The sequence below is a fragment of the Streptosporangium sp. NPDC006013 genome, from assembly GCF_040614275.1.
In the GTDB taxonomy this organism is placed as follows: Bacteria; Actinomycetota; Actinomycetes; order Streptosporangiales; family Streptosporangiaceae; genus Streptosporangium.
In genome coordinates this window covers 1-14,031 of sequence record NZ_JBEXUE010000268.1, presented here as the reverse complement: position 1 = coordinate 14,031, position 14,031 = coordinate 1, and the positions used below count along the sequence as shown (strand labels likewise).

At 71.3% G+C, this 14,031-nt stretch carries 11 protein-coding genes; 4 read left to right on the top strand and 7 right to left on the bottom strand.

Annotated features, from left to right (window positions below; all coding sequences use genetic code 11):
- The 3 genes from ABZ260_RS32140 to ABZ260_RS32130 all read right to left on the bottom strand — a co-directional run.
- Positions 1-1,045, bottom strand: a 1,045-nt coding sequence (locus ABZ260_RS32140) for an MMPL family transporter (protein ID WP_355625305.1), incomplete at its 3' end; no start/stop codon positions are given.
- Positions 1,042-1,314, bottom strand: coding sequence for an acyl carrier protein (locus ABZ260_RS32135; RefSeq protein WP_030923661.1), 273 nt, complete (start codon positions 1,312-1,314; stop codon positions 1,042-1,044). The genes ABZ260_RS32140 and ABZ260_RS32135, both read right to left, overlap by 4 nt.
- A 2-nt stretch (positions 1,315-1,316) precedes the next feature.
- Positions 1,317-3,053: a fatty acyl-AMP ligase gene (locus ABZ260_RS32130; RefSeq protein ID WP_355625303.1), complete on the bottom strand. Its 1,737-nt coding sequence runs from the start codon at positions 3,051-3,053 to the stop codon at positions 1,317-1,319.
- 252 nt (positions 3,054-3,305) lie between these two features.
- Here ABZ260_RS32130 and ABZ260_RS32125 point away from each other — a divergent pair, with 252 nt between their 5' ends.
- Positions 3,306-4,202: a cation diffusion facilitator family transporter gene (locus tag ABZ260_RS32125; RefSeq protein WP_355565702.1), complete on the top strand. Its 897-nt coding sequence runs from the start codon at positions 3,306-3,308 to the stop codon at positions 4,200-4,202.
- On the opposite strand, the gene ABZ260_RS32120 is transcribed toward ABZ260_RS32125, so the two are convergent.
- Positions 4,192-4,752, bottom strand: a complete 561-nt coding sequence (locus ABZ260_RS32120) for a TetR family transcriptional regulator (RefSeq protein ID WP_355625301.1) — start codon at positions 4,750-4,752, stop codon at positions 4,192-4,194. The genes ABZ260_RS32125 and ABZ260_RS32120 overlap by 11 nt on opposite strands.
- An 81-nt stretch (positions 4,753-4,833) precedes the next feature.
- Here ABZ260_RS32120 and ABZ260_RS32115 point away from each other — a divergent pair, with 81 nt between their 5' ends.
- On the top strand, positions 4,834-6,420 hold the full coding sequence (locus tag ABZ260_RS32115) for an MDR family MFS transporter (protein WP_355625299.1): 1,587 nt from the start codon (positions 4,834-4,836) through the stop codon (positions 6,418-6,420).
- A 105-nt stretch (positions 6,421-6,525) separates the two neighbouring features.
- Here ABZ260_RS32115 and ABZ260_RS32110 read toward each other — a convergent pair whose 3' ends face one another.
- The 3 genes from ABZ260_RS32110 to ABZ260_RS32100 form a co-directional block, all read right to left on the bottom strand.
- Positions 6,526-7,029, bottom strand: coding sequence for an RICIN domain-containing protein (locus ABZ260_RS32110; protein ID WP_350952672.1), 504 nt, complete (start codon positions 7,027-7,029; stop codon positions 6,526-6,528).
- A 196-nt stretch (positions 7,030-7,225) separates the two neighbouring features.
- Positions 7,226-8,140, bottom strand: coding sequence for a tetrahydrofolate dehydrogenase/cyclohydrolase catalytic domain-containing protein (locus ABZ260_RS32105; RefSeq protein ID WP_355625297.1), 915 nt, complete (start codon positions 8,138-8,140; stop codon positions 7,226-7,228).
- A gap of 139 nt (positions 8,141-8,279) precedes the next feature.
- Positions 8,280-9,452, bottom strand: coding sequence for a pyridoxal phosphate-dependent aminotransferase (locus tag ABZ260_RS32100; protein ID WP_355625295.1), 1,173 nt, complete (start codon positions 9,450-9,452; stop codon positions 8,280-8,282).
- A 209-nt stretch (positions 9,453-9,661) separates the two neighbouring features.
- On the opposite strand from ABZ260_RS32100, the gene ABZ260_RS32095 reads away from it, so the two are divergent.
- Positions 9,662-12,790 (top strand): DEAD/DEAH box helicase, encoded by a 3,129-nt coding sequence (locus ABZ260_RS32095; RefSeq protein ID WP_355625307.1) that lies wholly within the window; start codon positions 9,662-9,664, stop codon positions 12,788-12,790.
- Positions 12,791-12,833: 43 nt separating this feature from the next.
- Entirely contained in the window at positions 12,834-13,691 is an 858-nt protein-coding gene (locus tag ABZ260_RS32090; RefSeq protein WP_355625293.1) for an SWIM zinc finger family protein, read from the top strand.
- Positions 13,692-14,031 lie beyond the last annotated feature (340 nt).

The window sequence follows — 14,031 nt, the reverse complement described above, 5'->3', positions numbered from 1 at the left end:
AGCAGATCGCCGGGAGAACCGCCTGCCTGCGGTACGAGAACCCACATGGCCAGGTCACCGCCGGCGTACCGCAACTCCACGGCCTGCCAGCCGGGTGCCTGCGCAGCTCCTCGCGGTAGCGGGCGATGACCAGCAGCGCGTAGTCGGTGCCCGCGCCGATCACCAGGACCATGAGCAGCGAGACCGCCACGCTGCTGACCGTGATCGCGCCCGCGGCGGCGAGCAGGTAGTTCACCCCCATCGCGACGGCCAGCCCGGCCAGCACCGTTCCCAGCGGGAAGAGCCAGAGGACCGCGCTGCGGTAGGTGATCAGGAGCACCACCACGGCCACGCCCATCGCGGCCAGCAGCAGGTCGCTGTCCACCGTCGAGAACACGGCCAGCGCGTCGGCCTGGAATCCGACCATGCCGGTGATGTGCGCGGCCAGTCCCGCGGGGCGGCCCTCGTCCACGACCCGGCGGATCCGGTCGACGATCTCGGCGGTCTCCCTGCCGCCCTGGTCCCTGACGATCACCACGACCTGGACCGCCTCGCCGTCCCCGGACCGCTGCGTGGCGATCAACTTGATCGTCCTGGTCAGCCTGGGCGCCCGGAACTTCTGCTCGACCATCCGCAGTTGCGCGGGCAGCCGCCCTCGGGCGTCCCGGTACGGTGCGAGCTCCCTGTCGAACTCCGCACGCCCGAAGGTCCTGCCGCCGGTGGGGGTGGGTATCTCGGCCACCACCCCGGGGACCCCGGCCAGCGCCTTGACGTCCCTGGCGATCTCGGCGTCGTCGGCCTCGCCGAGACCGCCCGGCCGCTCGTAGACGATCGTCGCCGGGGAGAGGTTCTCCCCCTGCATGCCGAGGATGCGCCTGACCGCCTGCGCGGAGTCCGCGCCGGCGGGGAGGTATCCGGCGATGTCGTCCTGCTGCACCGACTCCAGCCGCCCGGCGAGGGAGGCGGCCACGACGACGACGCCCAGCCAGACGAGCAGCACCACCCACTTCGTGCGCCGCCCGCACAGCAGCCCGCACAGCAGCCCGGCCGGCGACGCCCCGTTCATCGGCCCGTGCTCAGCCGTCCCAGCAGGTGGTCGGCCATGGCCGCGACCGTCGGGTGCTCCCAGGCCATGGTCGGCTCGATCTCCAGCCCGTACTCGGCCTCGATGTCACCGCAGAGGCTGAGCGAGTAGACGGAGTCCATGCCGTACTGGGCGACCGGCACCAGCGGGTCGATCTCCTCCGGTGAGCGCATGACGTAGGAGGCCACCCGCGCCCCCAGCCAGCCACGGATGATGTCCAGGTCTGCGGCGATCCCGGCGTCGGCGGACATGTTCACACTCCTTCTGATCGGACGCGCGCGGCGACGGCCGCCGTGAGCTCGGCGTGGACGACGGGCAGCGATCCGTTCAGCAGCAGGTCACGGGTGCGTGAGCGCTGGATCTTGCCGCTGGTGGTCTTGCCCACTCCGCCGCGCCTGACCAGCACGACGCTCATCGACGGCAGCCCGAAGGAACGGGCGAGCTCGCCCTGCACGCCACGGGCCAGCTCTTCCGCGGGGGCGTCGAGGTCCCGCTCGCGAATCTCCTGGACGAGCACCACGTGCTCACCCTCGGCGCGTACCCCGAAGGCCGCCCCGGCCCCCAGCGACGGGTGCACCTGCCGGGCGGCCTCCTCCAGGTCCTGGGGATAGAGGTTGCGCCCGTTGACGATGACGACGTCCTTGATGCGGCCGGTGACGTACAGCTCGCCGTCCAGCAGGAAGCCCAGGTCCCCGGTCCGCAGGAACGGCCCCTCGCCCGTGGCGGTGTGTCCGCGGAAGGCGTCGCGGGTCGCCTCCTCACGCTGCCAGTACCCCCGCGCGACGCTCTCCCCGCGTACCCAGAGCTCTCCGACGCGCCCGTGCGGCAGCTCGGTTCCGGTGCCGGGATCGACGACGTGCACGGACATGCTGATCGGCCGCCCGCAACCGACCAGTTCCACGCCTTCTCCCGGGCTCTCCGCCGGAACCGCCTCGTGCCGCTCCAGCGCGGCGGCGTCGAACCCGCGGACCTTCGGCCCGTGCCCCAGCGGGGTGGCGGTGATCACCAGGGTCGCCTCGGCCATGCCGTACGCCGGGGCCCATGCCTTCTCGCTGAAGCCCGCGGCTCCGAAGCGGCGCACCATCGCGCGCAGCGTGCCGGTACGCACCGGCTCGGCCCCGTTGAGCGCGAAGCGCAGGCCGGACAGGTCGAGCCCGGCCACCTGGGCGTCGGTGACCCGGGCCGCGCACCACTCGTAGGCGAAGTTCGGCGCGACGGTGTATCCGGCCCGGTATCGGCTGATCATCTCCAGCCAGAGCGCGGGGCGCATGACGAAGGCGATCGGCGAGGCGAAGTAGAGGTCGCCGCCCGCGTAGATCGGCTGGAGCAGCATGCCGACCAGGCCCATGTCGTGGTAGTGCGGCAGCCAACCCACCCCGACGCCCACCTTGGGTGAGCCGATCGCCCGCCAGATCTCCCCCTCGTTGTGGAGCAGGTTGGCGTGGGTGATCATGACGCCTCTGGGCTCGCTGGTGGAACCGGAGGTGTACTGCATGTAGGCGAGGGTGCCGGGCCCCATCCGGGGCATCGTCCAGTCATCGGGGTCGGGGAGGTCGAGGGCGTCGGTGGCCACGCACTCGACGGTGCCGTCCAGGCCGACGTCGCGCAGCCAGGCATCGAGCATGTCCAGATTGGCCGAGTCGGTGAGCACCAGCCGCACGTCGGCGTCCTTGATGATCCCCTCGGCGCGTTCCAGCGCGCGGGGATCGGTCTGCGGCAGCGGCGAGGGCACCGCGACCACCCGGGAGTACAGGCAACCCAGGAATGCCGCCAGGAACTCCAGACCGGCCGGGTGGAGCAGCAGCACCGTCTGGTCCGCCATCCGCCGCCCCGCCAGCCAGGCGCCGATCGACCTGGCCCGCGCGTCCAGGTCGGCGAAGGTCAGCCGGTCCTGCTCGACGAGCTCGCCCCTGCGGTCCGCCACGAAGGTGTAGGACCGTTCGTGCCCGTGCCGGTCCACCTGCGCGCGCACCCACTGCACAAAGGACATCTGGTCATCTCCCATGATGGCAAGAGACCCCAACATAGGAGGAAAGATCAGCCGGTCCCAGGCCTGGGCCGCACAAGCTCTCACCCGGTTTTACGCCGAAAGTTAGTATCTTCCCCCCTCCCCGCCTCCGCCCCAGGAGCCCGTGTACGGGGGCACGCGCGGGGGCATGGACGGAGCTGCATCTTGCCGAGTTAGGCTCACCTTGCTTAATATATGAGCAGGTGTTCAGGTGTTGACAGAATGGATCTTACGATGGGTCACGGGCATGGCCACGGGCACCGCGCCGACGCCGACCGCCGCTACCTCGCAGCGGCGCTCGCCCTGCTGCTCGCCTTCATGGCGGTCGAGGTCGTCATCGGCATCGCCGCCAACTCCATCGCGCTGATCTCCGACGCCGGGCACATGCTCACCGACGCCGGCGCCATCGCGCTCGCGCTGGTGGCGATGAGGATGGCGGCCCGCCCGGCCCGCGGCGCCTACACCTTCGGCTGGAAGCGGGCCGAGATCCTCTCCGCGGCCGTCAACGGGCTGACGTTCGTGGCCCTCGTCGCCTACTTCGTCTACGAGAGCGTGCGGCGGCTCATCGAGCCGCCCGAGGTCGCCGGAGCCCTGGTCTTCGGCACCGCCCTGGCCGGGATCGCGGTCAACGCCGTCGCCGCGTGGCTCATCGCCAGGGCCGACCGGAGCAGCCTCAACGTGGAGGGCGCGTTCCAGCACATCCTCAACGACCTGTACGCGTTCGTGGCCACCGCGATCGCCGGCGCGGTCGTCTGGCTCACCGGCTGGGGCCGGGCCGACGCGATCGCCGCCCTGGTCGTCGCGGCCCTGATGGCCAAGGCGGCCTACGGCCTGCTGCGCGACGCCGGACGCATCCTGTTCGAGGCCGCGCCCGACGGGGTGAACCCGGCCGAGGTGAGCGCCGCGATCATCGCCCACGCGAGCGTGACGGGTGTCGAGGACCTGCACGTGTGGACGGTGACCAGCGGCTTCCCCGCGCTCTCCGCGCACGTGACCGTCATGCCCGGCGGCGACTGCCACCAGGTCCGCCGCGAGCTGGCCGAGCTGCTGCACCAGCGCTTCCACATCGACCACACCACACTGCAGGTCGACCACGTCCCCGGCACGGCATGCCGCATGATCACTGGCTGAGGCAGGCCTCGAAGACCGCGGTGAGCCGGGCGATCACCGCCTCACGGTCGGGAACGTCGCTCGACTCGGGGCCGTAGAGCTGGCGCATCGTGCCGTTCCCGGTGATGAGCGCGGTGGCGATCCTCGCCCGGAAGGCCGCGTCGGGGCCGGAGAGCCTTGCCGACAGGGGCTCCAGGATCGCCGAACTGACCCGGTCCCGGATGAGATCGTGGATCTCCGGGCAGTTGGACGACCGGATGAGCGCGGCCATCACCGGGCTCGCCTGGTCTGAGCGGAGCCGCTCGGCGATGTACTCGGCCAGGCGGCGCGGAAGCTCCTCCTCGGGGAAGTCCAGGACGCCGGGGAAGCGCCCCTGCATCGCGAGCACCTCGGCGAACAGCTCTCGCTTGCTGCCGAAGTAACGGTTGATCAGCGCTATGTTGGCGTCCGCCTCGGCGGCGATCATCCGCATCGTCACCTGGTCGTAGCCGAGGTCGGCGAACAACCGGCGGGCGGCGTCGAGGATGCGCCGCCTGGTGCCCTCTCTGTCGCGCTGCCGTGTCTCATCCACCTACGCAATCCTTCCAGATTTGACGAGTAAACAAGCGTCTACTAACTTAATATGTACTCTACATGCATTGGGGGACGGTTCATGCCGACCGAACAACAGATCCAGGCCGAGGCCGCACCGAGTTTCACCCACAGACAGGTGCTGGAGATCCTGGCCGGACTGATGCTCGCCATGCTGACGTCGATGATCTCGACGTCCGTGGTGGGAACCGCGTTGCCGACGATCGTCGGCACGCTCGGCGGCCAGGACCAGCTCGCATGGGTGGCCAGCGCGACCCTGCTGACCATGACCGCCTCCACCCCGATCTGGGGCAAGGTCTCCGACCTCTACGGCCGCAAGCTCATGTTCCAGGTCGCCCTGGTCGTCTTCGCGGTCTCCTCCGTCGCCGCCGGGTTCTCCCAGGACATGGGCCAGCTCATCGCCGCCAGAGCGGTGCAGGGCATCGGCGCCGGTGGTCTCGCCGCGCTCCCGCAGATCATCCTCGGCGACGTGGTGGAGCCCCGCGAGCGCGGCCGCTACTCCGGCTACATCGGCGCGGTCTTCGGCGTCTCGACGGTGGCCGGCCCGCTGCTCGGCGGGTTCATCGTGGACAACATGTCCTGGCGCTGGACGTTCTGGATCTGCGTGCCGCTGGCCGTGGTCGCGTTCGTCGTCATCCAGAAGGTGCTGAAGCTGCCCTTCACCCGCCGCGACACCAAGGTCGACTGGTGGGGTGCGACCTTCATCACCGGCGGCACCACCGCGCTGATGCTGCTGCTCTCCCTCGGCGGCAAGGAGTTCGACTGGAACTCCTCATGGACCTACGGCCTGGGCGCGCTCAGCCTGGTGATGTTCGGCCTGGCCGTCGTCGCCGAGCGCACGGCGGCCGACCCGATCCTGCCCCCGCACCTGTTCCGCAACCGCACCTTCGTGCTCACCTCCGTCGCCTCCCTGCTGGTCGGCGCGGCGATGTTCGGCGCGCTGATGTTCCTGCCCCAGTACCTGCAGATCGTCAAGGGTATGAGCCCCACCGGCTCCGGCCTGATGACCCTTCCCCTGGTGCTCGCCCTGCTCGTCTCCTCGATCGCGGTCGGCAGGTTCGTCAGCAGAACCGGCCGGTGGAAGATCTTCCCCGCAGTGGGCATGCTGCTGGTCGGGGTCGGCCTGTTCCTCCTGTCGCGCCTGCACGTCGACAGCTCGCTGCTGCTCGTCGGCGTCGACAACGCGGTGCTCGGCATCGGGCTCGGCGCCACCATGCAGATCCTGATCCTGGCCGCACAGAACGCGGTGTCCAGGGCGGACCTCGCCTCGACGACCTCCGGCGTGTCGTTCTTCCGCTCCCTGGGCAGCGCGGTGGGTGTCGCCGCCTTCGGCGCGATCCTGGCCAACCGCCTCACCGCGGAGCTGATCTCCCTGGCGAAGGCGGCGAAGCTGCCGCTGAGCGGCGGCACGGCCCCCAGCCTGGGCTCCCCCGAGGCCATCCACAAGCTCCCCGCACCGATCCTGGAGATCATCCTGGAGGCCTTCACCCGGGCGATGAGCGCGGTCTTCCTGGTCGGCGTCCCGATCGCCGTCCTCGCCGCGGTGACCGTCCTGATGATCAAGGAGATCCCGCTGCGCTCGGCCCGGTCCGCCGCCCCGCCCACCGCCGCCGATCCGACCACCCCGCCGGTCACCGTCGGCAGGTAGCGAACCTCCCCCCACACCGCCCGGGGCCGGCCCACTCTCCGCCGGTCCCGGGCTCCGGCGCACGGGAGGACGGGATGCGGTCCCGCCGCCCGGGAGTGACGGCGGTCAGAGTGTCCACTTCTGGTTGGCCCAGCCGTTGCAGTTCCACAGCTGCACCTTGGTCCCGTTCGAGCCGATGGTGCCCAGATCGGCGTCCAGGCAGCGCCCGTTGTACATGCTGTAGATCGTGTGGCTCGTCGCGTCGTAGATCCACTTCTGGTTGGCCCAGCCGTTGCAGTCCCAGAGCTGCACCTTGGTGCCGTTCGCGTTGATGGTTCCCAGGTCCGCGTCCAGGCAGCGCCCGTTCTCCTTGCTGTGGATCGTGTGGCTGGACACGTCATAACTCCAGGACTGGTTGTCCCAGCCATTGCATCCCCACAGCTGCACCTTGGTGCCGTTCGGGCCGATGGTGCCCAGATCGGCGTCCAGGCAGCGCCAGTTCTGGTGACTGCGGATGGGACCCCAGGCGGCGGACGCCGAACTCGATGCGGCCACCGCACCGGGGACGAACCCCGCGCAACCGAGTGCGACCGCCGCCGCCGACGCCAGCACCCTGAATCTCCGTCGCATCGTCGATGCTCTCCTTCCTGCGGGTTACGGAAGTGGAGAGCGACGTGCACCATCGGAAGACCCCCGCCCCCGATGACTACTCTCCGCAGCAGAACGTACACGCAGGGAGATCGGTTTCGGGGTGGCGACACGACCGGTCGGCGTTTCGCGGGACGCGGCCACCCGGGGCCTCCCCCTGGGGAGGCCACCGGGGAACTCAGCTGGAGGCCGTCGCGCGCTCGGCCGCGGTGATCGCGTTGCGGAACAGCATCGCGACGGTGGTGGGCCCGACCCCGCCGACCCTGGGGGTGATGGCCCCGGCCACCTGGGCGCAGGACTCGTCGACGTCGGGCAGCAGGCGCCTGCCCTCGTAGCGCACGCCGCCGCCGATGACGACGGCACCGGGCTTGACGTGCTCGGGCTGGACGATGCCCGGCACACCCGCGGCGGCGATGAGGATGTCGGCGCGGCGCGTGTAGCGGGGCCAGTCGCTCACCCCGGTGTGCACCACGGTGACGGCGGCGTTCGCCGTCGGGCGCTTCTGCGCGAGGAGGATCGACAGGGGCCGCCCGAGCGTGGCTCCGCGCCCGAGGATGACCACCTCCCGACCGGCGACCGGGATGTCGTAGTAGGCGAGCAGCGCCTCGATCCCCGCGGGCGTGCACGGCAGCGGACCGGGAAGCTCCAGCGCCAGCCGCCCGATGTTGAGCGGGTGCATGCCGTCGACGTCCTTGTCGGGATCCATGACCTGCAGGGCCCGGTCGTAGTCGAGGTGCCTGGGGACGGGGTGCTGCACGAGCAGCCCGTGCACCGCCGGGTCGTCGTTGAACGCGGTGATGACCGCGTGCAGGTCCGCCTGGGTGGCGCTCGCGGGCAGGTGCTCGTGCGGCGAGGCGAACCCGAGCTCGGCGGCCTGCCGCTGCTTGATCCGGATGTATCCGGCGCTGGCGTCGTCGTCGCCGACGAGAACCGTCGCCAGGCTGGGGGTGACGCCCTCGCGGGTCAGCGCGGCCGCCCGCGCGGCCACGTCGGCGAGGATGCTCTGCGCGACCGGGCCGCCGGGAAGCAGCCGGGCGGGCGGCGCGCTCTCGGGCTCCGAGCCGTCTGAGCCGTTTCGAACGGGCTGGGACATGCGTGTCCTCTCGGCGTGGGCGCCCAGGCGGTCGACTCCCACAACGAGCTCCCCGATGGTTGATGCCATCCCCTTGCCGCCAGTCGCGTCACTCCCAGGATGCCCGATCGGCATCCTCCAGGTCGAACCGCCCCACCCGTCAGGAGGGGGCGCCGAGCCGGGCCAGGCGGCTCACCGCCTCATCGATGACCTCGTCCCTCTTGCAGAAGGCGAAACGGACGAAGTGGCTTCCACGCTCGGGGCGGGCGTAGAAGACCTGGGTGGGAACGGCGACCACGCCCGCCAGGGACGGCAGCTCCCGGGCCAGGGCGAGGCCGTCGGTGAAGCCGAGGGGGCGGATGTCGGTCTGCACGAAGTAGGTGCCCGCGGGGCGGTAGACCTCGAAGCCCGCCGCGGCCAGCCCCGCCGCCAGCCGGTCGCGCTTGGACTCCAGATCGGCCCGGAGACGGGAGACCCAGTCCAGCTCGTGGCGGAGGCCGTGGGCGACGGCGAGCTGCCAGGGCGCGGCGGCGGTGAAGGTGAGGAACTGCTTGACGGTCTGCACGGCCCTGACCAGCTCGGCCGGGCCGCAGATCCAGCCGGTCTTCCAGCCGGTGACCGAGAAGGTCTTGCCGGCCGAGGAGATCATCACGGTCCGCTCCCGCATGCCGGGCAGGGTGGCCAGCGGGACGTGCTCGACGCCGTCGAAGGTGAGGTGCTCGTAGACCTCGTCGGTGACGGCGATCAGATCGCGCTCCTGGCAGAGCAGGGCGATCTCGTCCAGCTCGGCACGGGTGAGGACCGTGCCGGTGGGATTGTGCGGGGAGTTGACCAGGACGACGCGGGTGCGCGGGCCGACCGCGGCGCGCAGCTCGGCGGGGTCGAAGGTGAAGCGGCCCTCGACGGGGCGCAGGGTGACCGGGCGGAGCACCGCTCCGGCGAGGGCGACGGAGGCGGCGTAGGAGTCGTAGTACGGCTCGAAGGCGATCACCTCGTCGCCGGGCTCGCAGAGCGCCAGGATCGCCGCCGCGACGGCCTCGGTGGCGCCTACGGTGACGAGGATCTCGCCGTCGGGGTCGAAGGAGAGGCCGTAGTGGTCCTTGTGGTGCTCACAGACGGCCTGGCGCAGCTCGGGCACGCCCGGCCCCGGCGGGTACTGGTTGGCGCCCTCGCGGATCGCCGACACCGCACGCTCCAGCATCGCCGCGGGCCCGTCGATGTCGGGAAAACCCTGCCCCAGATTGATCGAACCCGTCCGCAGGGCCAGCGCCGACATCTCGGCGAAGATGGTCGTGCCGAACCCGCGCATCCGGGTCACCAGAGGATCGTCCACGCGTCCCAGCGTAATCGGCGCCCCGGATCACTCGTCCGCGACCGTGCGGGTACGGCGCCGGCGCGGATCAACCGATCACTTCACCTCGCATACCGCCGGAGTCGCCGGCGCGCGAGACCGGCACCGGCCACCTGGCGCTCCGCGGACGAGGGCCACCCGCCGCGCCACAGCTGTTACGGTCTTTCGTGGCGTGAGGAGGGGGCTTGACGGTGCTGGTCATCCATGGGGCCTGGGTCGGTGACAGGCTGGCACTGTGGGGGGAGGATGCGGCCGGTTCCGCCGGGAGCGCCTCTCGGGCGAAGGTCCGGCCGCATCCGTTCGCGGCCCCGGCGACGGGCCTGGCGGGCGGGGTGCCGCTCTGGGGAGAGATCGCGGCGGCGGCCGTGGGCAAGGCCGTCCCCGAAGAGCTCGTCCTGCTGCTGCCCGGCTCCGCGCGGAGCCCGCTGCCCTCCGCCGAGTCCGGGATCGAGATCGGCGCGCGGCAGCCGAAGATCGGCCGCTGGCGGGTGCCCGCCCTGCTGATCGGGCCGGGCGCGGCGCTGAGCCTGCTCGACGCCGTGGACGAGATGACCCGTCTCCCGGCGGAGACGTACGAACCCGACGAGTTCCCCGACGGAGAGGACCGGGCACCGGTCCCGGGCGCCTCCCTGCGCTATCTCGCCGTCGTCGCGGCGTACACCCGTGATCTGATCCGCCGGGGCCGGGTGCTGCCACAGCTCGTCGCCGAGGACGCGGGCTACGCGGCCCGGTGGCGGCCCGTGCTGACCGGTCCCTACGCGGCCCGCTTCCGTGAGCTGGCCGCCGCGATGCCGCCCGTCTGCCGGGCCGTCGTCGAGGAGCGGCCCTCGGCCCACGTGCTGATCGAGGCCGTGGCCTGCCTCACCGACGCCGCGGTACGGCGGGCGCTCCCCGACCGCCTGCTCGGCGGGCACCGGCCGGGACCGCGCGCTCCCCTCCCGGACCGCTGGATGGTCGCCCTCACCGGTGCGGACGCCGCGCTTCCCGGGCTGACCCGGACCTCGGCGGAGAAGCTGGCCGGGCCGCTCCGTGAGTGGTTCGACTCCGCGCACCGGCTCGACGGCCCGGTCAGGGTGTGCTTCCGGCTGACCGAGCCCGAGAGCGGCCCGGAGCCCGAGCCCGCCCGCGACCTCGTCGCGGAGTACGGCGGCCGTCCGGCGCCGCCACCCGACGGCTCCCGCTGGCGGCTGGAGTTCGCCCTCCAGTCCTCGGACGACCTGAGCCTCTACCTTCCCGCACCGCTCATCTGGGCCGGTGAGACCGCTCCCGGCCTGCCGGGACGTCCCGACGAGGCGCTGCTCGCCGGGCTCGGCCGGGCGGCACGCCTTTACCCCAGGGTGGGAGAGGCGCTGCGCGATCGCCGTCCTTCCGAGCTGGTCCTCGACACGGCCGGCGCGTTCGCGTTTCTCCGCCAGGCCGCACCGCTCCTGCAGGCCGCCGGATTCGGCGTGCAACTGCCCGCCTGGGCCGGCACTACGAGGCTCGGCCTCAAGCTCACCGCCCGCTCGCAGCCGACCGGTCCCGGCGCGGCGGCCGCCCAGGGTTTCGGGCTGCACCAGCTGGTGGACTTCCAGATGGACCTGGCGATCGGCGACGAGACGATCAGCGAGGAGGAACTGGCCGAGCTGGCCAGGCTCAAGGTGCCGCTGGTCCGGGTGCGGGGCCGCTGGGTCGAGCTGGACGACCGGCAGCTCACCGCCGCGCTCAGAGCCGTCGAGCGGCGCCGATCGGGTGAGATGACCGTCGGCGAGGTGATCCAGGAGGTCATCCACGGCGGCGACGAGGAACTGCCGGTCGTCGGGGTGGACGCCGACGGTCTCCTCGGCGACCTGCTGTCCGGCGAGGCCGACCGCCGCCTCGTACCGATCACGACTCCGGCCGACTTCCACGGCGTGCTCAGGCCGTACCAGGAGCGCGGGCTGTCCTGGCTCAGCTTCATGTCCGAGATCGGGCTCGGCGGCATCCTCGCCGACGACATGGGCCTGGGAAAGACCGCGCAGACCCTCTCCCTGCTGCTCAACGAGCGTGCGACGGGCGTGCGGCCGGGGCCGACCCTGCTGGTCTGCCCGATGTCGCTGCTCAGCAACTGGCAGAAGGAGGCCGCCAGGTTCGCCCCCTCGCTGGAGGTCTACCTGCACCACGGCACCACCAGGCTGCGCGGGGCGGAACTCGCCCAGCGGGTGGAGCGGGCGGACCTGGTCCTCACCACGTACGGCACCGCCCTGCGGGACCGTGAGACGCTGGCCGGCCTCTCCTGGGCCAGGGTCGTCTGCGACGAGGCGCAGGCCATCAAGAACAGCGCCGCCAGGCAGGCACAGGCCGTACGGGCGCTGCCGGCCGGGAGCAGGTTCGCGCTGACCGGCACACCGGTCGAGAACCACCTGGCCGAACTCTGGTCCCTGATGGAGTTCTGCAACCCCGGCCTGCTCGGTTCGGCCAGAGCGTTCCGAGAGCGCTACCAGGAGCCGATCGAGCGGGACGGCGACGCCACCGCGACCGCCGCGCTCCGGCGCGCCACCGGGCCGTTCGTGCTCCGGCGCCTCAAGACCGACAAGACCATCATCTCCGACCTGCCGGACAAGATGGAGATGAAGGTCTGGTGCACCCTCACCCCCGAACAGGCCACCCTCTACCAGGCGGTGGTCACCGACATGATGGACAGGATCGCCGGCAGCGAGGGCATCGAGCGGCGCGGCAACGTGCTCGCGACCATGCTGAAGCTCAAGCAGGTCTGCAACCATCCGGCGCACCTGCTCAAGGACAACTCGCGGCTGTCCGGCCGGTCGGGGAAGCTGGCCCGGCTGGAGGAACTGGCGGAGGAGATCGTCGGCGAGGGCGACAAGGCGCTGGTCTTCACCCAGTACGCCGAGTTCGGCACGCTGCTCCAGCCGTACCTCTCGGCGCACCTGGACCGCCCGGTGCTCTGGCTGCACGGCGGGCTGCCGAAGAGACAGCGGGACGCGCTGGTGGAGCGGTTCCAGGACGACGACGAACCGATGCTCTTCCTGCTCTCGCTCAAGGCGGCGGGCACCGGGCTCAACCTGACCGCGGCCAACCACGTCATCCACGTGGACCGGTGGTGGAATCCCGCCGTGGAGAACCAGGCGACCGACCGGGCGTTCCGGATCGGCCAGACCAGGAACGTGCAGGTCAGGAAGTTCATCTGCGTCGGCACCCTGGAGGAGAGAATCGACGAGATGATCGAGCGCAAGCAGGCGCTCGCCGAGAGCGTCGTCGGCACCGGCGAGGACTGGATCACCGGCCTGTCCACCGACCGGCTGCACGAGCTGTTCCGTCTCGGACCGGAGGCCGTCTCATGAGCGGGCGCGGCGCGTTTTCGGTACGGGGCCGCGAGGAGGCGTCATGAGCAGGAGTGGCTGGTTCGAGCCGTCCGTGCCGATCCGGGTCGAGGGCGGCATCCGGGTCCGCAGCAAGCGGGGCTCGATCGGCGAGCGGTGGTGGTCGCGCCGGTTCATCGACATCCTCGAAGACGTCTGCGACCCGGGCAGGCTCGGCCGGGGCCGCTCGTACGCCCGCTCCGGCCAGGTCCTCAACCTGGAGCTCGGGCCGGGGCTGGTCACGGCACGGGTCCAGGGGTCCAGGCCCACCCCGTACCTGGTCGAGATCCAGATCACCCCCTACCGGGCGAACCAGTGGCGTAAGCTCACCGACGCGCTGGCCGCCCAGGCCCTCTACCGGGCCAAGCTGCTGGCCGGCGAGATGCCGCCGGAGATCGAGGACGCCTTCCGCGCCTGCCGCCTGCCGCTCTTCCCCGACGCCGGCGACCTGGACATGACCTGCTCGTGTCCCGACTGGGGCTTCCCCTGCAAACACCTGTCCGCCGTGCTGTACGTGCTGGCCGAGAGGTTCGACGACGACCCGTTCCTGGTGCTGGCCTGGCGGGGCATCGCCAGGGACGCCCTGCTCGACGCCCTCCGCGAGGCGGGCGGCACCACCGCGCCCGGCTCCGGCTCCGGCTCCGGCGAGAACAGACCTGGACTGTTCGACGTGGACGACGCGCCGTTCACCGACCGGCTGACCGCCTTCTACGAGCCGAGCGTCTCCCCGGCCCGGCTCCGCGACCGTACCGGCCTCCCCGTCCCCCCACCCGACCTGCTACTGCGCACCCTCGACCCACCACAGATCAAGGCCCGGCACATCCCCATCCTGGACCTCCTCCGCCCCGCCTACCGGACCTTCGCCGACAGCGACGACACCTGACCCGGCGCCGGTCATCGGAGAACGGACGACCTCAACCGGTTCCACCGCCGCTGCTGGACGGGAGGATCCTGCGGCACTTTCCCCGAGGCGTGGACGGAGATCGGGCGCGCCCGGCCCCTCCCCGCCCAACGGGGCGCCACCGGCCGGCGACGGGGTAGGCCCGCCTCAAAGGGGCACGGCGAAGCTCCTGAGCACGTCGGCGATCTCATCGACCTCGGTGAGCTTGCCCGAGGCGACGGCGATGACCTCGACGGTCCGCGGCGTGTTCCGCAACGTCACCTTGATCATGTTGTCGTACTTGACGACGCCGAGGAACTTGAAGCGTTCCACCGAGGTGTAG